19 protein-coding genes are annotated in these 19,214 nt (G+C 70.8%); all 19 read right to left on the bottom strand.

The annotated features are described in order from the left end of the window. Positions 1–91: 91 nt before the first annotated feature. The 19 genes from trpA to pyrF all read right to left on the bottom strand — a co-directional run bounded on the left by trpA (position 92) and on the right by pyrF (position 19,083). Positions 92–922: a tryptophan synthase subunit alpha gene (gene trpA, locus V3W46_RS18425; protein WP_331784601.1), complete on the bottom strand. Its 831-nt coding sequence runs from the start codon at positions 920–922 to the stop codon at positions 92–94. After that, complete coding sequence (trpB, locus tag V3W46_RS18420) at positions 919–2,349, bottom strand: tryptophan synthase subunit beta (protein WP_331784600.1); 1,431 nt, start codon at positions 2,347–2,349, stop codon at positions 919–921. The genes trpA and trpB overlap by 4 nt, the downstream gene beginning before the upstream one ends. After that, positions 2,346–3,119 (bottom strand): indole-3-glycerol phosphate synthase TrpC, encoded by a 774-nt coding sequence (gene trpC / locus V3W46_RS18415; RefSeq protein WP_331784599.1) that lies wholly within the window; start codon positions 3,117–3,119, stop codon positions 2,346–2,348. Before trpC ends, trpB begins: the two co-directional genes overlap by 4 nt. A gap of 5 nt (positions 3,120–3,124) precedes the next feature. Beyond that, the gene (locus V3W46_RS18410; RefSeq protein WP_331784598.1) at positions 3,125–3,355 is read right to left on the bottom strand and encodes a DUF6704 family protein; all 231 of its coding nucleotides are present in this window, start codon (positions 3,353–3,355) and stop codon (positions 3,125–3,127) included. A 113-nt stretch (positions 3,356–3,468) separates the two neighbouring features. After that, the gene (locus tag V3W46_RS18405) at positions 3,469–4,221 is read right to left on the bottom strand and encodes a Trp biosynthesis-associated membrane protein (protein ID WP_331784597.1); all 753 of its coding nucleotides are present in this window, start codon (positions 4,219–4,221) and stop codon (positions 3,469–3,471) included. Further along, positions 4,218–5,756 carry an anthranilate synthase component I gene (locus V3W46_RS18400; RefSeq protein WP_331784596.1) on the bottom strand — a complete coding sequence of 513 codons (1,539 nt, stop codon included), beginning with the start codon at positions 5,754–5,756 and terminating at the stop codon, positions 4,218–4,220. Before V3W46_RS18400 ends, V3W46_RS18405 begins: the two co-directional genes overlap by 4 nt. After that, complete coding sequence (gene hisI / locus V3W46_RS18395) at positions 5,743–6,123, bottom strand: phosphoribosyl-AMP cyclohydrolase (RefSeq protein WP_331784595.1); 381 nt, start codon at positions 6,121–6,123, stop codon at positions 5,743–5,745. The genes V3W46_RS18400 and hisI overlap by 14 nt, the downstream gene beginning before the upstream one ends. Continuing rightward, positions 6,120–6,896, bottom strand: a complete 777-nt coding sequence (hisF, locus tag V3W46_RS18390; protein WP_331784594.1) for an imidazole glycerol phosphate synthase subunit HisF — start codon at positions 6,894–6,896, stop codon at positions 6,120–6,122. Before hisF ends, hisI begins: the two co-directional genes overlap by 4 nt. A gap of 21 nt (positions 6,897–6,917) precedes the next feature. Beyond that, positions 6,918–7,757 (bottom strand): ATP phosphoribosyltransferase, encoded by an 840-nt coding sequence (hisG, locus tag V3W46_RS18385; protein ID WP_331784593.1) that lies wholly within the window; start codon positions 7,755–7,757, stop codon positions 6,918–6,920. 105 nt (positions 7,758–7,862) lie between these two features. Next, complete coding sequence (locus tag V3W46_RS18380) at positions 7,863–8,126, bottom strand: phosphoribosyl-ATP diphosphatase (RefSeq protein ID WP_331784592.1); 264 nt, start codon at positions 8,124–8,126, stop codon at positions 7,863–7,865. Between the two features lie 30 nt (positions 8,127–8,156). Then, positions 8,157–8,819 (bottom strand): ribulose-phosphate 3-epimerase, encoded by a 663-nt coding sequence (gene rpe / locus V3W46_RS18375; RefSeq protein ID WP_331784591.1) that lies wholly within the window; start codon positions 8,817–8,819, stop codon positions 8,157–8,159. 144 nt (positions 8,820–8,963) lie between these two features. Then, the gene (locus V3W46_RS18370; RefSeq protein WP_331784590.1) at positions 8,964–10,448 is read right to left on the bottom strand and encodes an RsmB/NOP family class I SAM-dependent RNA methyltransferase; all 1,485 of its coding nucleotides are present in this window, start codon (positions 10,446–10,448) and stop codon (positions 8,964–8,966) included. Next, positions 10,445–11,362, bottom strand: a complete 918-nt coding sequence (gene fmt, locus V3W46_RS18365) for a methionyl-tRNA formyltransferase (RefSeq protein ID WP_331784589.1) — start codon at positions 11,360–11,362, stop codon at positions 10,445–10,447. Before fmt ends, V3W46_RS18370 begins: the two co-directional genes overlap by 4 nt. Next, positions 11,359–13,902, bottom strand: a complete 2,544-nt coding sequence (locus V3W46_RS18360) for a primosomal protein N' (RefSeq protein WP_331784588.1) — start codon at positions 13,900–13,902, stop codon at positions 11,359–11,361. Before V3W46_RS18360 ends, fmt begins: the two co-directional genes overlap by 4 nt. Before the next feature lie 194 nt (positions 13,903–14,096). Then, positions 14,097–15,293 carry a methionine adenosyltransferase gene (metK, locus tag V3W46_RS18355; protein ID WP_331784587.1) on the bottom strand — a complete coding sequence of 399 codons (1,197 nt, stop codon included), beginning with the start codon at positions 15,291–15,293 and terminating at the stop codon, positions 14,097–14,099. Beyond that, positions 15,290–16,672, bottom strand: a complete 1,383-nt coding sequence (locus V3W46_RS18350; RefSeq protein ID WP_331784586.1) for a bifunctional phosphopantothenoylcysteine decarboxylase/phosphopantothenate synthase — start codon at positions 16,670–16,672, stop codon at positions 15,290–15,292. Before V3W46_RS18350 ends, metK begins: the two co-directional genes overlap by 4 nt. A 148-nt stretch (positions 16,673–16,820) precedes the next feature. Next, the gene (gene rpoZ, locus V3W46_RS18345) at positions 16,821–17,093 is read right to left on the bottom strand and encodes a DNA-directed RNA polymerase subunit omega (RefSeq protein ID WP_331784585.1); all 273 of its coding nucleotides are present in this window, start codon (positions 17,091–17,093) and stop codon (positions 16,821–16,823) included. An 86-nt stretch (positions 17,094–17,179) separates the two neighbouring features. Beyond that, positions 17,180–18,049, bottom strand: a complete 870-nt coding sequence (gmk, locus tag V3W46_RS18340) for a guanylate kinase (protein ID WP_331784584.1) — start codon at positions 18,047–18,049, stop codon at positions 17,180–17,182. A gap of 20 nt (positions 18,050–18,069) precedes the next feature. Then, entirely contained in the window at positions 18,070–19,083 is a 1,014-nt protein-coding gene (gene pyrF / locus V3W46_RS18335) for an orotidine-5'-phosphate decarboxylase (protein ID WP_443070015.1), read from the bottom strand. Positions 19,084–19,214 lie beyond the last annotated feature (131 nt).

Here is a 19,214-nt window from a genome sequence, read left to right as displayed (position 1 = left end):
ACAGCGCTGTTCGCGGGCGAGGCGACGGGCCAGTCTTCGAAGTCTCTCAGCGCGACGGGTGGCCCCCGCGACCGTCGCCCGTCGCGGCAGGTCAGCGCCGGTTCGTGCCGACCGAGAGGGCCGAGGCGACGCGGGCCACACCGGCGACCCCGTCGTCTGACAGTGCGCGCACCAGGGCGGAGCCCACGATGGCGCCGTCGGCGTACTCGAGAACCTCGGCGACCTGGTCGGCCGTCGAGATGCCGATGCCGACGCAGGCGCCGGTCGCTCCCCCAGCGTCGAGCCCGTTGGCGCGCAGCCGGTCGACGAGCGTGCGGGCCGCCGCGTCGACGTCGCCGCGGGCACCCGTCACCCCCATGGTCGACACCACGTAGACGAAACCGCGGCTGTTGTCGACCGCGAGGTGCAGACGTTCGTCGGTGGAGGTCGGGGCGGCGAGGAAGACGCGGTCGAGGCCGTGCCGGTCGCTCGCCTCGATCCACTCGGCACCCGAGTCGACGGTGAGGTCGGGCGTGATGAGCCCGGCGCCGCCAGCCGAGACCAGGTCGGTGGCGAACCGCTCGATGCCGTACTGCACGACCGGGTTGTAGTAGGTCATGAGCAGGATGGGGGCATCCACTCGAGCCCGGATGGCCTCGACGGCGGTGAACGCGTCGCTCAGCCGGAAGCCGTTGTCGAGGGCGGTCTGGGTGGCCTGCTGGATGACCGGGCCATCCATCACCGGGTCGGAGTACGGCAGCCCGAGCTCGAGAATGTCGACGCCGTTCTCGACGAGGGCCACTGCAGCGTCGATGCTCGCCTCGAGGGTGGGAAATCCGACGGGCAGGTACCCGATGAGGGCGCCGGCGTGCTCGGCGTTGGCGCGCTGGATGATCGTGCCGACCGGCGACGTGGTCGGGGCGGTAGCCTGTTCGGTGTTCATCGTTCGATTCCGTATCCGGTGGCTTCTCGCGCGTCGACCTCACGAGACTGCGCCTCATCGAGAGCCTCACGGGCCGCTTCGGCGAGTGCGGCGTCGTGGTCGAGCTCGTCGGCCTCGGCTTCGCCCTCACCGAGCTCGTTCGCCTCGAGCTCGTTCGCCTCGAGGGCGTTCTGCTCGAGAGTGCTGGCGGCCAGGGCCTGCTCGTCGAGCACCCCGAAGTAGCGGCCGGCGGTCTCGACGTCTTTGTCGCCGCGGCCCGAGAGGTTGATGAGGATGGTCGCGTCGGGGCCGAGCTCGCGGCCGAGCTCGATCGCTCCGGCCAGGGCGTGCGCCGACTCGATGGCGGGAATCATCCCCTCGGTCTGGCAGAGCAGGCGGAAGGCGTTCATCGCCTCGGCGTCTGTCACGGGCAGGTAGGTGGCGCGGCCGATCGACGAGAGCCAGGCGTGCTCGGGGCCGACGCCCGGGTAGTCGAGCCCGGCCGAGATGGAGTGCGAGTCGAGCGTCTGGCCGTCGTCGTCTTGCAGCATGAAGCTGCGTGAGCCGTGGAGTACGCCGGGGCGGCCCTTGGTGATGGTGGCGGCGTGACGCAGTGTCTCGACGCCGTCGCCCGCGGCCTCGTAGCCGTAGAGTGCGACGTCGGGGTCGTCGAGGAAGGCGTGGAAGATGCCGATGGCGTTCGAGCCGCCGCCCACGCAGGCGACGACCGCGTCGGGCAGCGCGCCCGTGAGCTCGAGAACCTGGGCGCGGGCCTCTTCACCGATGATCTTGTGGAAGTCGCGCACCATCACCGGGAAGGGGTGCGGGCCGGCGACGGTGCCGAGCACGTAGTGTGTGTCGGACACGTTGGCGACCCAGTCGCGGAAGGCCTCGTTCAGGGCATCCTTCAGCGTGCGTGTGCCGTTCGTGACCGAGACGACCTCAGCGCCGAGCAGGCGCATGCGGGCCACATTGAGAGCCTGGCGTTCGGTGTCGACCTCGCCCATGTACACGACGCAGCTCATGCCGAACAGCGCGGCCGCGGTCGCCGTGGCGACGCCGTGCTGGCCCGCGCCGGTCTCGGCGATCAGCCGGGTCTTGCCGAGCCGCCGCGCGAGCAGGGCCTGGCCGAGAACGTTGTTGATCTTGTGCGACCCGGTGTGGTTGAGGTCTTCGCGCTTCAGAATGATGCGGGCTCCGCCGGCGTACTCGCCGAAGCGCGGAGCCTCGGTGATGATCGACGGGCGGCCCGTGTAGCTGCGGTGCAGCTCGGCCAGCTCGGCGGCGAACGTAGGGTCGGCCTTTGCCGCCTCGTACTCGGCGGCGATCTCGTCGAGGGCGGCGATCAGCGACTCGGGCATGAATCGGCCGCCGAATTCGCCGAAGAACGGCCCCGCCTCGTCGCGCAGGTGGGTGGGTGCGGCAGCGCCGCTCAGATCGCTGGTCATGACACTCCTAGAAACTCTTCGAGGGTTCGGGCCGGGTCGCCGGTGACCAGCGCTTCGCCGACGAGAACCACGTCGGCGCCGCTCGAACGGTAGTGGGCGACGTCGGCGGCCGTCTTCACGGCCGACTCGGCGACGCGCACGATGCCCGCCGGGATGCGGTCGGCGAGCGTGCCGAACAGGTCGGGGTCGAGCTCGAACGTGCTGAGGTTGCGGGCGTTCACGCCGATGAGCGATGCCCCGATATCGAGCGCCCGCTCGACCTCGTCGGCCGAGTGGGTCTCGACGAGCGGCGTCATGCCGAGCGATGCGATGAGGTCGTGCAGGTGCTGCAGCGTCTTCTGGTCGAGCGCGGCGACGATCAGCAGGGCGAGGTCGGCCCCGGCGGCGCGTGCCTCGAGCACCTGGTAGTCGAGCGAGATGAAGTCTTTACGCAGCACCGGGATCGACACGGCGTCGCGAACCAGCTCGAGGTCTTCGAGCGACCCGGAGAACTTGCGGCCCTCGGTGAGCACGCTGACCGCGCTGGCGCCTGCCGACTGGTAGGTCGAGGCGAGTGCGGCGGGGTCGGTGATGGTCGCCAGTGCGCCTCGCGAGGGGCTCGAACGCTTCACCTCGGCGATGATCTTGACCCGTTCGGCCGGGGCGAGGAAGGCGAGGGCATCCAGCGCCGGCGGCTGCTCGAGCGCCAGGCGTTCGACCTCGTCGTAACTGACGAGTTCGAGCCTCGCCGCCGCGTCTTCTGCGGCGCCGGCCGTGAGAGAGGAGAGCACTGGAGTTAGTGCCCCCTGGCAGCGGTCTTCGCGCCGTCGACGCCGAAGCCCAGCTTGGCGAGCACGTAGCCCACCAGCAGACCGACGATCAACAGGCCCGCCGACGCCCAGACGAGCCAGACGATGCTGAAGAAGAAGGCGGCCGTGCCGATGGCGAAGGCGACCAGCATGATGATCACCGCCGTCCACGAGGCGGTCGAACTGCCGTGGCCCGGCTCTGCTGATTCACTGGTCATGCGGTACTCCTGAACTGAGAAGAAATGGGTGCGCGGGTCGAATACAGAGTCTATCGGCACAGCTCGCGCGGCGCTCGGTGAGGCGTGGGCGGCGCGAGGCTCGGGTGGTGGGCTCAGGTCGTGGGGTCCTGGCCCCTGCTGAGGCTGTCCCAGCTGTCGACGGCCGCCGTGTTCTCGGTCTCGTCGTCGACGTTGGACACGGCCTCGGGTGCGGCATCGGCCGAACGGGCACCGGCGACCTCGTCGGCGGGCGGTTCGTCGCCCGAGTCGATCAGGTCGACGGGGTTGCCCGCCACACGACCGTCTTCGGCGGCGAACTGAACGGGCTGGTACTTGCGGCCCGACACCGGCCAGCGTTTCAGCGTCACGACGATCAGGATGCCCGTGAGCGCCATCAGGGCGCCCGCGACGATCGCGAGGAAGGGCCAGAGGCTCGACCCGGCGCTCGTGGCGATCGACTGGATCGACGACGACCCCGCCACGCCCGTCGCCGTGGTCACCGCGGACTGTCCGGCGAGCACAGGGTTCGCGAGGGCGCCGACGGCGGAGGCGAGAATGGAGGCGCCCAGCACGAACTCGAGAATGCCGAGCACCAGGCGAACGACGATGCCGGCGATGGCCAGGGCCGCCGCGAGCGCGAGCCCGGCCAGGGCGAGGGCCGAGAGGGCGGGGGCTGCCACGGCGCCCTGCACGGTGACGCTGATGCTGTCGCCGGCGCGGCCCTGCGCGGTGAGCGTGAACCACGGCTGCGACCAGGCGAGGAAGACGAGGGCGCTCCAGATGACGACGGCGAAGATCGTCATCGACTTGAGGCGGCGCGCCTGGCTCGCGGCGGTGGCGGCGGGAGCGGGGTTCTGGGCGGTCATCCGACCCTCGTCATGGCGTTCGCGATGGCCACCGCACGCAGCGGAGCCGCGGCCTTGTTCTGCGACTCGATGAACTCGGAGTTCGGGTCGGAGTCGGCGACCAGCCCGCCGCCCGCCTGCACGCGCGCCACGCCGTCGGCGATGACGGCGGTGCGGATGGCGATGGCGAGGTCGGCGTCGCCCGCGAAGTCGAAGTAGCCCACCACTCCCCCGTAGAGGCCGCGCTGCAGCGGCTCGAGCTCGTCGATGATCTGCATCGCCCGTGGCTTCGGCGCACCCGAGAGAGTGCCGGCAGGGAAGGTGGCGCGGAACGTGTCGATGGCCGTGACACCCGGCGCCAGCCGGCCCTCGACCGACGACACGATGTGCATGATGTGGCTGAACCGTTCGATGCGCATGAACTCGGTGACCTCGACAGAACCCGACTCGCACACCTTCAGCAGGTCGTTGCGGGCCAGGTCGACGAGCATGAGGTGCTCGGCCTTCTCCTTCGGGTCGGCGAGCAGGTCGCTCTCGAACCGGTTGTCTTCGTCGATGGTGCGGCCGCGCGGGCGTGACCCGGCGATCGGGTGGGTGAACGCGCGCCCGCCCTCGACCTTGACGAGGGCCTCGGGGCTCGAGCCGACGATGGCGTAGGGCTGCCGGCTGGGCGACTCGAGGTTCAGCAGGTAGAGGTAGGGGCTCGGGTTGAGGGTGCGCAGCACGCGATACACCTCGATCGGCTCTGCCGTGCATTCGAGGTCGAAGCGCTGGGCGATGACCACCTGGAAGATGTCGCCCTGGCGGATGTGCTCCTTCGCCACGTCGACCGACGCGAGGAACGCACTGCGTTCGGTCAGCGCGGTGGGCGTCGCGACGGTGCCGAAGTCGGCGGTGGCGAGCCACGCCTCGGCCGGCCGCGAGAGGCGGTGCTGCATCGAGTCGAGCCGGGCGACGGCGTCAGCCCACAGCTCACCTCCGTCGTCACGCCTGCGGCCGTCGGCGAGCACCGTCGACACGAGGGTGACCGTGCCGAGCAGGTGGTCGACCGCGATGAGGTCGGAGACGAAGGAGAGGGCCTGGCTCGGCATCGCGACATCGGCGGGTGGGGCATCCGGCAGCCGTTCGATCTGGCGCACGGTCTCCCAGCCGATGAAACCGACGAGGCCGCCGGTGAGGGGCGGATGCCCGTCGATGACCGGCGTCTTCCACTCTTCGTAGAGCGCGGCGAGGGCCTCGAGGGGCCCAGAGGGCATGCCGTGCGGAAAGGCGCGTGCGGCGCTGAGGCCCGAGCTCATCCACACTGCGCGGTCGCCGTCGGCGCTCAGCACCCCATAGCTCGAGACGCCGATGAACGAGAATCGCGACCACACGCCGCCCTGCCCGGCCGACTCGAGCAAAAAGGTGCCCGGCCGGTTGTCGCTCAGCTTGCGGTAGATGCCGATGGGGGTCTCGCCGTCGGCGAAGAGCGTGCGGATGACCGGAATGACCCGATGCGTGGGCAGCAGTGCATCGAACTCCGCCCGCGTGGTGGAGCCCGCCCTACTGTCTGTCATGACTGTATTCGCCCTCACTGAAGCCCTGCACGGGCTGCAAGACATCGCCGTCGAAGCAGGTGCGCGTGCCGGTGTGGCAGGCGGCGCCGATCTGTTCGACCTGTACCAGAAGCGTATCTCCATCGCAGTCGAGCGCGGCTTCACGCACGAACTGGGCGTGGCCCGACGTGTCGCCCTTGCGCCAGTACTCCTGGCGCGACCGCGACCAGAACGTGACACGGCCGGTCGTGTAGGTGCGGCGCAGGGCCTCGGCATCCATCCAGCCCAGCATCAGCACCTCGTGGGTGTCGAACTGCTGGATGACCGCGGGCAGCAGCCCCTTGTCGTTGAAGGTTGCCCGTTCGATGACGGCATCGACGTCGTTCATCGCACCACCACCCCGCTTTCTGAGAGAGCCGACTTGATGTCGGAGATGGTGAGTTCGCGGTTGTGGAACACCGAGGCGGCGAGCACCGCGTCGGCGCCGGCCGCGACGGCCTCGGGAAAGTCTTCGACCTTTCCCGCGCCGCCGGAGGCGATCACGGGCACGCGGCTGATCTCGCGCATGCGCCGGATCAGTTCGAGGTCGTAGCCGTCTTTCGTGCCGTCGGCGTCGATCGAGTTGACGAGCAGTTCGCCCGCCCCGAGCTCGATGGCGCGGGCGGCCCAGGCCAGGGCATCCAGTTCGGTCGCCCGGCGGCCGCCGTGGGTGGTGACGACGAAGCCCGACTCTGTCTCGGCCCCCGACGCCGTCGTGCCGCGTTTGATGTCGAGCGAGAGCACGAGCACCTGGGCGCCGAACCGGTCGGCGATCTCGGCGATGAGCTCGGGGCGGGCGAGGGCGGCGCTGTTCACGCCCACCTTGTCGGCCCCGCTCGCGAGCAGCCGTGACACGTCGTCGGTGCTGCGCACTCCCCCGCCCACGGTCAGCGGAATGAAGACCTGCTCGGCCGTCTGGCGCACGATGTCGTAGGTGGTGGCGCGCTCGTCGACCGTCGCGGTGACGTCGAGAAAGGTGATCTCGTCTGCACCCTGGCCGGCGTACAGGCGTGCCAGCTCGACGGGGTCGCCCGCGTCGCGCAGGTTCTCGAAATTGACGCCCTTCACCACGCGCCCGGCGGCCACGTCGAGGCAGGGAATGACTCGAACGGCGAGGGTCATGACTTCGTTCCCGGCATGGTTCTACATTCTCACGGCGTGAATGGGGCTCACCAGGATCGCGCGTGCACCGACCTCCCAGAGGGCGTCCATGATCTGGTTCGTGTCGAGGCGCGGAACCATGGCCCGCACGGCGACCCAGTCGGGGTCGGCGAGCGGCGAGATGGTCGGCGACTCGATGCCGGGCGTCAGCGCCGAAGCGGCGTCGAGGTGGATGCGCGGCACGTCGTAGTCCATCAGCACGTACTGGCGGGCCACCAGCACGCCCTGCAGCCTGCGCAGCAGCGTGTCGGCTCCCGGGTTCTGGATGCCCGAACTGATCAGCACCGCGGTCGACTGCAGAATCACGGGGCCGAAGATCTCCAGCCCGGCCTTACGCAGGGTGCTGCCCGTGGAGACCACGTCGGCCACCGCATCGGCCACACCCAGCCGCACGGCCGACTCCACGGCGCCGTCGAGCTTGACGAGGGTGCTGGTGACGTCGTGCTCGGCGAGGAAGGCCCCGACGAGCCCCGGGTAGCTGGTCGCCACGCGACGACCCTGCAGCTCGTCGAGCGAGTGGAAGGCGCCGCCGGGGCCGGCGAACCGAAAGGTCGACTCGCCGAAGTTCAGTTCGGCGACCTCGACCGCCGGCGACTCGGAGTCGAGCAGCAGGTCGCGGCCGGTGATGCCCACGTCGAGCGCGCCCGAGCCGACGTAGGTGGCGATGTCGCGGGGGCGCAGGTAGAAGAACTCGACGTCGTTCTTCGGGTCTTGGATGACGAGCTCGCGCGGGTCGCGGCGGCCGTGGTAGCCGGCCTCGGCCAGCATCTGGGCGGCGGTCTCTGACAGGGAGCCCTTGTTGGGCACCGCGATCTTCAGCATTGTGGACTTTCGAGGAGGAGTCGTGTTGGAGTTGTGGTCGTGCACTGCCTGCTGGCCTGAGTTGCGCCGATCGTTCGATGCGGCAGGCACGCATCGAACCCGGGGCTACAGGTGTCGGTACACGTCGGCGAGGGTCAGGCCCTTGGCCAGCATCATCACCTGCACGTGGTAGATCAACTGCGAGATCTCTTCGGCGGTCTCGGTGTCGCTCTGGTATTCGGCGGCCATCCATACCTCTGCGGCCTCTTCGACGATCTTCTTGCCGATGGCGTGCACACCGGCGTCGAGTTCGCGCACGGTGCCGGAGCCCTCGGGCCGCAGCGACTGCTTGTCGCTCAGCTCGGAGAACAGGTCGTCGAAGGTCTTCACCCTTCTAGGGTATCGGTACGGCCGCGGTGGTCAGTGCGTGTGCCGGGCCGCCAGCTCGCGCAGCAGGGTGATCTGCTCGGCGGCGCTCTCGGCGCCGAACACCGCAGAGCCGGCCACGAAGGTGTCGGCCCCGGCCTCGGCCGCGATCCCGATGGTCTGTGCACTGATGCCGCCGTCGACCTGCAGCCACACGTCGAGACCGCTCTTCTGCACGGCCTCGGATGCCCTGCTGAGCTTCGGCATCATGTCGGCCATGAACGACTGGCCGCCGAAACCCGGCTCGACCGTCATGATGAGCAGCATGTCGAACTCGGGCAGCAGCTCGAGGTAGGGGGCGATGTCGGTGCCCGGCTTCACAGCGAGCCCGGCCCGCGCACCGATCTCACGCAACCGCCGGGCGGTCGCCACCGCATCGGTCGCGGCCTCGGCGTGGAAGGTCACCGAGAACGCGCCGGTCTCGGCGTACACGGGCGCCCAGCGGTCGGCGTCGCTGATCATCAGATGCAGGTCGAGGGGCAGGCGCGACACCTTCTGCAGGCTCTCGACCACGGGCAGGCCGAGGGTGAGGTTCGGTACGAAGTGGTTGTCCATCACGTCGACGTGCACGAGGTCGGCGCTGGCGATGCGCCCGAGCTCCGACTCGAGGTTCGCAAAATCGGCGGCCAGGATGCTGGGGTCAATTCGCACGGGCATACGTTCCAGCCTATCGATCTGTGCCCCGCTCGCCGAGCGCGTCGTGGCCGAGCGTCATAGCTCTGCGCGCCCTTTCGGCAAGAGCGCCCCTCTTCGAACGGGTGCGCATCTGCCGAAAGGGTGCGGATTCGGTTACCGGCGGCGTCAGCGCTTGCGAAAGAGGGCGATGAACATGGCGTCGGTGCCGTGCGCGTGCGGCCAGAGCTGCGCCTGGGTCGGGTCGGCCGACCCGAGCAGCAGGGGGGTGTCGGCGAACGACTGCAGCACCTGCTGGGTGGCGAGCGGGGTGATGGTGTCGCCGTGGCGCTTCAGGGCATCCGCCACCTGCCCCCGGGTCTCGGCGACGTGCGGTGAGCAGGTGACATAGGCGAGAATGCCGCCGGGCTTCAGGGCGGCGATCGCCGAATCGATGAGGCGGGCCTGCAGCACCACGAGAGACGACACGTCAGTGGGCGACTTGCGCCAGCGGGCCTCGGGCCGGCGGCGAAGGGCACCGAGACCGGTGCAGGGGGCGTCGACCAGGATGCGGTCGAACTCGCCGGGGTTGCTGTCGCCGATGCGCGTACCGTCGAGCTGCCAGACGACGGGCGGCGAGGGCAGCGCCGCGACAGCGCTGCGCACGAGCTCGGCGCGCGCGGCCACCGGTTCGTTCGCGATGAGCGTCGCGTCGCCGAGTTCGGCGGCGGCACCGAGCAGGGCCGACTTGCCACCGGGGCCGGCGCACATGTCGAGCCACCGTTCGCCCGCCTCGACGGGCGCCGCGTTCACCAGGGCGAGGGCCGCCAGCTGCGACCCCTCGTCTTGCACGCGCACCGTTCCCCGGCGAACCTGCGGAATACCGCGCGGGTCGCCTGCGTCGGTGATGAAGCCGAACGGCGAGTAGGGGGCCGGATGCCCGTCGACCTCGATCTCGTCACGAACGGCCACACCGGGCAGGGCCACGAGCCCGAGCCGCGCGGCCTCGTTGTCGGCCTCGAGCAGCGACACCAGGTCGACCTCGGCGGTCTCGGCGCTGACCCCCGCCGTCGACGGAGTGCCGTCGGTCAGCAGGGCACGGCGAAAGGCGCGGATGATCCAGGCCGGATGCGAATAGAGCACCTCGAGCCGGGCATCCTCGCCGTTCACGGTGTCGAGCACGCGCTGCTGCCACTCGTCGGGCGTCGAGCGCGTGATCGTGCGCAGCACGCCGTTCACGAAGCCGGTCGACGACCGGGAGGCGACGACGCGGGCGAGTTCGACAGCCTCGTTCACGGCGGCGTGGCTCGCGACGCGCAGTGAGAGCAGCTGGTGCGCGGCCAGCTCGAGCACGTCGAGCACTACGCCGTCGATCTGGTCGAGCGGGCGCCCCGCGGCGAGCTCGATGACGCGGTCGTAGTAGCCGCGCATGCGCAGGGTGCCGTAGGTGAGCTCGGTTGCGAGCCCCGCGTCGGCGGGGTTCAGCCGGGCACGCTGGATCTTCGTCGGCAGCAGCAGGTTGGCGTAGGCGTCGTCTTCGCGCACCGCACGGATCACCTCGAACGCGATGCGCCGGGCGGGCTGCACGATCGTGGCGCCCTGTCGCGTCGGAACGGGGCCGCGGCCCTGGTTCGACCCCGGCCGGCCGTGCTTCGGGCGTTGCTGGGCGCTCATACGGCGGTCACCTCGTTCTGGTCGGGGCGGCCGCGCCACCAGTCGGCGGCCGCCATCGGCTTCTTGCCCGCGGGCTGCACCTCGACCAGGCGCAGCGGCAGGTCGGCCGTGCCGACCAGCACGTCACCGGCTCGGGCCTCGATGCGCCCGGCCGCGAGAGGCGCCGTGTCGTGGGCCGGTTCGGCCTCGAGCACCTTGAACCGCTCGCCGTCGATGGTGGTGAAGGCGCCGGGTTCGGGTGTCACCCCACGCAGGCGCTGGTACACCTCTGCGCGCGGCCGGGTGAAGTCGAGGCGAGCGTCGTCGAGGGTGAGCTTCGGCGCGAGAGTCGGTTCGCCCACCTGCTCGGTGCTCGTCGCGCTGCCGTCGTCGAGGGCGCTGACGACGCGGGCGGTCAGGGCGGCCCCGTCGACCGCCAGCGCCTCGAGCAGGCTGCCGGCGGTCTGGTGCGCCCCCACAGAGACCTGGCTGGTGGCGAACACCGGCCCCGCGTCCATCGCGGCGACGAGCTGGAACACCGAGGCCCCGGTGACCGTGTCGCCCGCGATGACGGCACGCTGCACGGGGGCCGCGCCGCGCCAGCGGGGCAGCAGCGAGAAGTGCAGGTTGATCCAGCCGAGACGCGGGATGCTCAGCAGCGGCTCGCGCACGAACCCGCCGTAGGCGACGATCACGCCCAGGTCGGGCCGCAGGTCGGCGATCTGCTGCGTCGCCTCGTCGTCGAGCCGATTCGTCTTGATGACGGTCAGGCCGAGGTCGGCCGCGACGACGGCCACGGCAGACGGGGTCAGCACACGCTTGCGGCCCTGTGGAGCATCCGTTCTCGTGACCACCGCCACGATCTCGTGCGCCTCGGCGAGGGCCCGCAGCGTCGGCTCGGCCACGGCTGGGGTGCCGGCGAAGACAATCTTCACTCGAGGATCTCTCTGTCGTCGAAGCGAACCCGAAGGGTCGGCGGGGTGCGGTAGTTCGTCGGTCGGCCCGGGGTCTTACGGCGGTTGGCCGCGTTCTTGATGACGGCTGCTCGCAGGGTGGCGGCGACGAGCGCCCCCACCGAGTAGTCGAAACGAACGATGGACCTGACGAAGTCGTTCTCGTCGGGCACCGGCCCGAGCACATCTATCTTCGCGCTATCTTCACCGTGAACCGAATCGTGGAGCTCGTTCACCGCGCCCGCCACCGATTCGGGCGTGCCGCGAACGGTCGCGACGCGCACCGCGGGCGGAAACCGCAGGCGGCGACGGTCGACGAGCTCACCGCTGGCGAACCGGGCGTGCTGCCAGGTGACGAGGGTGCGGGCGAGCTCGCCGCCGACGCCGACGATGATGGTAGGTTTGCGCGGTGCCGCGAGGGCGATGGCGTTCGCCCACCACCGCAGGCAGTCTTCGGCGACCGTGAGCGACTCGCGGGCGAGCATCCGTTCGCCGTCGAGCAGCAGCACGGCGTGGTACCCGCCGTGCGCCACGGGTTCGGCACCTCGGGTGGCGACGACGAGGGCGGGCTCGCCGCCCACGACGCCCAGCGAACGGGAGCCGTCGGAGACGATGACGCGTGTCGCGGGGAAGGCGCGGCCGAGTTCTTCGGCGGTGCGGGTGCTGCCCTGGCCGATGTGGGTGAAGCGGGTGCCCTCGCAGGTGCGGCACTGCCAGGCTGCGGCGATGGCGCCGCACCAGGCGCAGGAGGGCGGGGCCTGGCGCGACGTGGAGCGCAGGGGGCCGTCGCAGACGAGGCAGTGCGCGGGGTTGGTGCAGTCGGCGCAGGCCAGCACCGGCGAGTACCCGGGGCGGGCGACCTGCACGAGCACCGGGCCCGTCTCGAGGGCTTTGCGTACCGCGTTCCAGGCGGAGGAGGGTATTCGTGCCGACTGGGCGTGCCGATCGGTCGACGCCTGGGCAGAGGTCGGGATGACCTTCGGCAGAATGCGCGGACTCTGGGCGATCTCGGCCAGGAACCCCAGCTCGACGAGCCGCTGCACCTCGGTGCTGCGGCTGTGGGCGACGAACGCCAGGGCCGCACCCGACTGCTCCTGCCTGATCAGGGCCGCGTCACGAGACGAGACGTAGGGGCTGAGGGGTTCGTCGTGCAGGGGGTCGGCCTCGTCCCACAGGGCGATGAGGCCGAGGTCATGGGCGGGGGCGTAGATGGCCGAGCGGGTGCCGACGATGATGCGCGGCGTCGGTTCGAGGCACGCCAGAAAGTTGGCGTACCGTTCGGGGTTGGTCTGCCGGGCGTCGAGCCGCGCGATCACGTCTGCGGTGCTGGTTGCGCCGCGGGTGGCGGTGGTGGCCGGGTTGGGTACGCTGTCGGTGGCGGCGGCCCGGCTCGGTGTGCTGCCGGTGGCGGGCGGGTTGGCCGTGCTGCCGGTCGCGTCGGTGGCGGGCGGGTTGGCCGTGCCGCTGGGCGCGTCGGTGACGGCCGGGTTGGCCGTGCCGCTGGGCGCGTCGGTGACGGCCGGGCTGGGTGTGCTGCCGGTGGGTGCGGGTGCAGGCCCGTCGGCAGGCGCAGCTGCGGGGGCCGGAGCGCCGAGCTCGGCGAGCAGGGCGCGCAGGGCGGTCTCGAGCTGCTCCTGGTCGCGGTAGTCGGGCACCACCAGAATGGATGACCGGCCGAGCCCCAGCGTGTGCACCGCCATCGCGGCCATCGTGGCCGCCCACGAGCCGACCCAGTCGCCCGCCCCCCCGGTGGGCGTCACCGTCGGAACCGCGTCGAGGGCGAAACGCCCCCGCTGCTTGATGGCCAGCTCGACCACCCCGTGCCCGTAGCCGCGCACCACCACGCGGCGGCGCCCGGCCTCGGCCTCGGCCGAGTTGCCGTCGGTCGCGACGGCTGCTGCGGCGGGGGTGGCGCCGGTGTCCGGGTCGAGCATGGCGGGGGTGGTGCGGGCGTCGGGGTGGCGTACTGCAGGGGTGGTGGCCGGGTCGAGCAGGGCGGGGGTGGTGCCGGTGGCGACCTCCGCGGTGGCGGCGTAAGCGGGGGCCTCCTCGGCGGCGGTGGCGGCGTAAGCGGGGCTGTCCTCGGCGGCGGTGGCGGCGTCAGCGGGGCCGTCCTCGGCGGTGGCGGCGGCGTCAGCGGGGCCGTCCTCGGGGGCGGGAACGGCGTCTACGGCAGACCGCTGGCGGGCGAGCCAGGCCTTCTCGACGCGAACCTGGCGTGGCGGCACCGCCAGGCGCACGACGTCGCTCACGTTGCCGGCGGCCCGGTCGGCGACGCGGCGAGCGAGTGCCCACACCTCAGGGGTCAGCACCGCCAACGGCGACACGACCTCTTCGACGTCGCTCAGGGTGCCGACGAAGTCCTGGTGGTCGGTGACTTCGATGATGTAGCCGCGGGAGACGCGGCCGGCCGTGCGCAGGGGTACTTTGACCCGGACACCCGGCCGGGCATCCGCCACCAACGTCTCAGGGATGCGGTAGTCGAACAGCCGGTCGAGCTGCGGCAGCGGCGACTCGAGCATGACCCGCGCCACGCGGGTGACGCCCGGGTGACTACCGACCGTCGCTGCAGCCGCGGTGCGCGGATCGTCAGCCGCCGGCCCCGCCGGCGAGGTACCGGCAGGCGCGGTACGTGCGGTGCCACCGGCCCGCCCCGCCGGCGAGGCACCCGCAGGCGAGGCACCCGCAGGCGGGGCGCCGAGGGCGCCGCTCGGTGTCACAACCGCGCAGCACCCTGCAGGGCCTCGACCCGGTCGAGGCGCTCCCAGGTGAAGTCGGGCAGGTCGCGGCCGAAGTGGCCGTAGGTCGAGGTCTGCGCGTAGATGGGGCGCAGCAGGTCGAGGTCGGCGATGATGGCGGCCGGGCGCAGGTCGAACACCTCGCGGATGGCCGCGATGATGGTCTCGTCGGGAACGTGCCCGGTGCCGAACGTCTCGACGTAGAGGCCGACGGGGGCCGCCTTGCCGATGGCATAGGCGACCTGCAGCTCGAGCTTCTCGGCGAAACCCGCCGCGACGGCGTTCTTCGCGACCCACCGCATGGCGTACGCGGCCGAGCGGTCGACCTTCGACGGGTCTTTTCCGCTGAAGGCTCCCCCACCGTGCCGGCTGGCGCCGCCGTAGGTGTCGACGATGATCTTGCGGCCGGTGACACCGGCGTCGCCCTGGGGGCCGCCGATCTCGAAGCGGCCCGTGGGGTTGATCAGAAACTGGGTGTCGGCCGTGTCGAGCGGCGCGTTCTCAAGCACCGGGCGGATGATCAGCTCGGCGACGTCGTGGTGCAGCTGCTCGGTCGACACCGTCGGCGTGTGCTGCGTCGAGAGCACCACCGTCTCGACCGTGCGGGGCACGAGGCCCTCGTACCCGATGGTCACCTGCGTCTTGCCGTCGGGGCGCAGGTAGTCGAGCGCGCCCGTCTTGCGCACCTCGGCGAGGCGCTCGGCGAGCCGGTGCGCGAGCCAGATCGGCAGCGGCATGAGCTGCGGGGTCTCGGTGGTGGCGAAGCCGAACATGATGCCCTGGTCGCCGGCGCCCTGCTGGTCGTACGGGTCGGAGTCGGCGACACCCTGGCGGGTCTCCCAGGCGTTGTTCACGCCCTGCGCGATGTCGGGCGACTGCGCCCCGATCGACACCGACACACCGCAGCTCGAGCCGTCGAATCCGATGTCTGACGAGGTGTAGCCGATCGACCGCACCCGGTCGCGAACGATGGTGGGGATGTCGACGTAGCCCTGGGTCGTGACCTCGCCCGCCACGTGCACCAGCCCCGTGGTCACCAGCGTCTCGACGGCGACCCGGCTGGTGGGATCGACCTCGAGCAGGGCGTCGAGGATGCTGTCGGAGATCTGGTCGCAGATCTTGTCGGGGTGGCCCTCGGTGACCGACTCAGACGTGAAAAGGCGAAGGGTGCTCATTGTGCTCCAGGAAGAATGACGGCAGAGAGGATGCTGTGTGCGACCGACACTTTCGTGCCGACGGCCTCGATCACTATATGCCCGGCTCTGTCAACGACCACGACCTCGTTACCGTCTGTGGTGAAACCTTCGCGCCACCCCACCCTGTTGAGAACGAGGTAGTCGCAGCCCTTGCGCGCCACCTTCGCCCGGCCCAGCGCCAGAAGCTCCTCTGCGGTGGGCGCGGTCTCGGCCGCGAAGCCGACGATCGTCTGGTGGCCCCCCTTGCCAGCGGCGAGTTCGGCCAGTATGTCGGGGTTCTTGACCAGCTCGAGAGTGAGCGAGTCGCCGACGTTCTCCTTCTTGATCTTGCCCTCGGCGACGGACACGGGGCGATAGTCGGCGACGGCGGCCGCCATGATCACCACGTCGGCCTCGGGGGCGAGGGCGAGCATCTCGACGCGCAGCTCTTCGGCCGTCTCGACGGCGTGCACCTCGGCCCCCCGGGGCGGCGGCACGTCGAGGTGGGCGCCGACGAACGTCACACGGGCGCCACGGCTGATGGCGGCGTCGGCGAGGGCGACACCCTGCTTGCCGCTCGATCGGTTGCCGATGAACCGCACGGGGTCGAGGGGTTCGCGCGTTCCGCCGGCGGAGACGAGGATGCTCACGCCCTCCAGATCGCGCACGACCCCGTTCTCGGCCCGCACCTGCGCGAGCGGCTCGCCCCGCAGTGACGCGTCGGCGGCGGCACGTGGGGCCCCGTCGGCGCCCGCCTGGGCGGTCTGCGGCGAGGCACTCGGCAACGACTCGCCAGCGGAATGCAGCTCGCTCACCTCACCGACGGCAGTCGAAGCCCCATCGGCTGGCGACGGCTCTGCGACGAGCGCCAGCGCCGCCGTGACGATGTCGTCGGGCTCCGACATGCGCCCGGGCCCGGAGTCGGAGCCCGTGAGCTGCCCCGACGCCGGCCCGATGAACCGGAAGCCGCGCTCGCGCAGCACGGCGACGTTCGCCACCGTGGCGGCGTTCATCCACATCTCGGTGTGCATCGCGGGCGCCAGCAGAATGGGCGCCTTCGTGGCCAGCACCGTGTTGCCGAGCAGGTCGTCGGCGATGCCCGCAGCGAGTTTGGCGAGGGTGTTGGCGGTGGCGGGAGCGATGACGATGAGGTCTGCCGCCTGCCCGATCGCCACGTGGCGCACCTCGGCGACGCCCTCGTAGAGGTCGGTGTGCACGGTGTTGCGCGAGATGGCCTCGAGGGTGGGCTTGCCGACGAAGCGCAGCGCATGCTCGGTGGCGATGACCTGCACCGTGTGGCCGGCGAGAACGAAGCCGCGAACCACGCCGACGGCCTTGTAGGCGGCGATTCCGCCGGTGATGCCGACGACGATGTTCATGTGATGCCTCCTGCTGCCATGTCTCTACTCTGGCATGGCCCGCCGACAGAGAAGACCCTCCGCAGAACTCGCGGAGGGTCTTCTCGATGCAGCCGGCAAGATGCAGCCGGCATGATGCAGCAGCCGTGAGGCAGCCGGCGGAGTGGAGCTAGTTGAGCTCGGCGATCGGCTCGTTGGCCTTGACGGTGAGCTTGTCTTCGTTGATCTCGTGCAGGGCGATCGACAGCGGCTTGTCGTCGATGCCCGAGTCGACCAGCGGGCCGACGTTGTCGAACAGGCTGCCCTCGTGCAGGTCGGCGTAGTAGTCGTTGATCTGTCGGGCACGCTTCGAGGCGAAGATGACCAGTGCGTACTTCGAGTCGACCTTGGTCAGCAGCTCGTCGATGGGCGGGTCGATGATGCCGAGTGGCTTGGATGGCATGGGGTTGCTCCTTTGGTCGGAAGTTTCTGATGGGGCGAGGCGCAGTGTTCGAATGGGCAGCGTGCGCGCGGCAGGCCAGGAGGGGCCTACGAAATATTCATCAAGTCTACGACCTCGCGGGCCGCATCTTCGACTTTGTTGTTCACGACCCGGTGGTCGAACTCGTTCTGGGCCGCCAGTTCGACCTTCGCGGTCGCCAGCCGGCGCGCCTGCTCCTCGGCCGATTCGGTGCCACGGCCGATCAGCCGGCGCACCAATTCCTCCCAGGTGGGCGGCAGCAGAAACACCAGAACCGCTTCAGGCATGGATGCCCGTACCTGCCGTGCGCCCTGGATGTCGATCTCCAGCAGAACGCTCTTACCCTCGTTCATCGCCTCGCGAACCGGAGACCGCGGTGTGCCGTACCGCGACTGGTTGTGCACCGTCGCCCACTCGAGGAACTCGCCCTCGGCGATCATGCGGTCGAACTCGTCGTCGGTCACGAAGTAGTAGCTGACGCCGTCGATCTCGCCGGGTCGAGGCGCGCGTGTGGTGGCCGAGACCGACAGACGCACGTCGGGGTAGTTCTCGCGGATGTACGTCGACACCGTGCCCTTGCCCACCGCGGTTGGCCCGGCAAGCACGACCAGACGCGTCGTCGGCGCGTCGTCGGCTGTCGAGCGCCCGGCCCGCGACTCGAGATAGTCGATGAGCTTCGGCTGCTGGTGGCGGCCCAGCCCGCCCACCCGCTTCGACGGCGAGATGCCGAGCGACTCGAGCGCCCGGTCGGCCCGCACAGGCCCCAGCCCCGGGATGCACAGCAGCAGTTCGCGCACGCGCAACGTGCCCTCGGGTGAGGCGGCGTCGGCGAGGCCCGCCCGAACCACGTCGGTGGTGCTGCGTTCACCGGCGATGACGGCGTTCTTCACGGCCGCGCGGGCACGGCGCGCGGCGACGGCGGCCTTCGAGGCTGCCACACGGTCGACCTCCGGAGGCCTCACGCGGCGGCCGCCAGCGCCTCGGCGAGCTCGTCGGCCTGCTGCCGGATGCTCTGCACGAGCCCCTCGGGGCCCGATTGCAGCACCGACCGCGACACCGCGACCACTGTCGACGGAGTCAGCGCGCCGAACACCCGCCGCACGTCGCCGAAGCGTGCACCCTGGAAGCCGAAGCCGGGTGCGAGCACGGGAGTGGAGGGAGCGGCCGCGAGCTGATCGCGGTCGATTCCGTAGTCGAGGAGGTTCTTCGTAGCGCCTAACACGAGTCCGATGTTACCGAGCGCAGCGACGTCGCCCCGACGCGAGCCATTGAATGTGGAGACTTCGCTGGCCACCAGCCCTGCGAGGGAGAGGTCGTCGTCGGCCGGCGGGCCGCCGATCCCACCGGGATGCCCCCCGATCCCACCAGGATGCCTGCCGGTCCCACCAGGATGCCTGCCGGTCCCACCAGGATGCCCGGCGGTGCCCCCGTCGTCTGCGCTGGCTGTGCGGCCGTGGCCACGGCCGCCGACCGCCACCCGCGCCGTCTGCAGCGCGAACGACTCGGGATTCGACGTGGCGCTCAACACGAACGCCCCCTTGCCGGCGCCGACCGCCAGGTCGAACACGGCCGTCAGCGAGCCCACCCCGGCGTACGCCGTCAGCGTCACTGCGTCGGCCTCGAGCGGCGACCCCGGCAGCAGCCAGGCCCGGCCGTACGCCTCGGCGCTCGTGCCGATGTCGCCGCGTTTGGCGTCGGCGATCACCAGCAGCCCGGCCGCACGGCCGGCCGCGAGCACCTCTTCGAGAGCAGCGTAACCCGCCGCACCGTACAGCTCGTAGAACGCGACCTGCGGCTTCAGGATGCCCACCCACCCCGCCGCGGCGTCGACCACCCGCAGCCCGAACTCGCGCACCCCCGCGGCGGAGCGCGGCAGGTTCCACGCGTCGAGCAGGTAGTCGTGCGGATCGACCCCTACGCACAACTGCCCGCGCGCCGCGAACGTGTCGGCCAGCCGCACGCCGAACCCCACAGGAGCGGCGGACCCCGCCCGGGCATCCGGAGTCGCCACCGTCGCACGCGCAGTCGCGGTCACGCCGGCACCCGTGCCTGCGCCCGTGCCTGCACCCGAGCCCGTTCCAGACCCGACCCGAGGCGTCGCCA

Source organism: Subtercola sp. YIM 133946, from assembly GCF_036553535.1.
In the GTDB taxonomy this organism is placed as follows: domain Bacteria; phylum Actinomycetota; class Actinomycetes; order Actinomycetales; family Microbacteriaceae; genus Subtercola.
The sequence above is the reverse complement of the archived record's forward strand: the minus strand, read 5'-3'. Positions and strand labels throughout refer to the sequence as shown.

Bases quoted from the DNA above. Each gene is read 5' to 3' on its own strand.
- trpA (WP_331784601.1), bottom strand. From the start codon at position 922: ATGAACACCGAACAGGCTACCGCCCCGACCACGTCGCCGGTCGGCACG.
- trpB (WP_331784600.1), bottom strand. From the start codon at position 2,349: ATGACCAGCGATCTGAGCGGCGCTGCCGCACCCACCCACCTGCGCGAC.
- V3W46_RS18410 (WP_331784598.1), bottom strand. From the start codon at position 3,355: ATGACCAGTGAATCAGCAGAGCCGGGCCACGGCAGTTCGACCGCCTCG.
- V3W46_RS18405 (WP_331784597.1), bottom strand. From the start codon at position 4,221: ATGACCGCCCAGAACCCCGCTCCCGCCGCCACCGCCGCGAGCCAGGCG.
- V3W46_RS18400 (WP_331784596.1), bottom strand. From the start codon at position 5,756: ATGACAGACAGTAGGGCGGGCTCCACCACGCGGGCGGAGTTCGATGCA.
- hisI (WP_331784595.1), bottom strand. From the start codon at position 6,123: ATGAACGACGTCGATGCCGTCATCGAACGGGCAACCTTCAACGACAAG.
- hisF (WP_331784594.1), bottom strand. From the start codon at position 6,896: ATGACCCTCGCCGTTCGAGTCATTCCCTGCCTCGACGTGGCCGCCGGG.
- hisG (WP_331784593.1), bottom strand. From the start codon at position 7,757: ATGCTGAAGATCGCGGTGCCCAACAAGGGCTCCCTGTCAGAGACCGCC.
- rpe (WP_331784591.1), bottom strand. From the start codon at position 8,819: ATGCCCGTGCGAATTGACCCCAGCATCCTGGCCGCCGATTTTGCGAAC.
- V3W46_RS18370 (WP_331784590.1), bottom strand. From the start codon at position 10,448: ATGAGCGCCCAGCAACGCCCGAAGCACGGCCGGCCGGGGTCGAACCAG.
- V3W46_RS18360 (WP_331784588.1), bottom strand. From the start codon at position 13,902: ATGCTCGAGTCGCCGCTGCCGCAGCTCGACCGGCTGTTCGACTACCGC.
- metK (WP_331784587.1), bottom strand. From the start codon at position 15,293: ATGAGCACCCTTCGCCTTTTCACGTCTGAGTCGGTCACCGAGGGCCAC.
- V3W46_RS18350 (WP_331784586.1), bottom strand. From the start codon at position 16,672: ATGAACATCGTCGTCGGCATCACCGGCGGAATCGCCGCCTACAAGGCC.
- rpoZ (WP_331784585.1), bottom strand. From the start codon at position 17,093: ATGCCATCCAAGCCACTCGGCATCATCGACCCGCCCATCGACGAGCTG.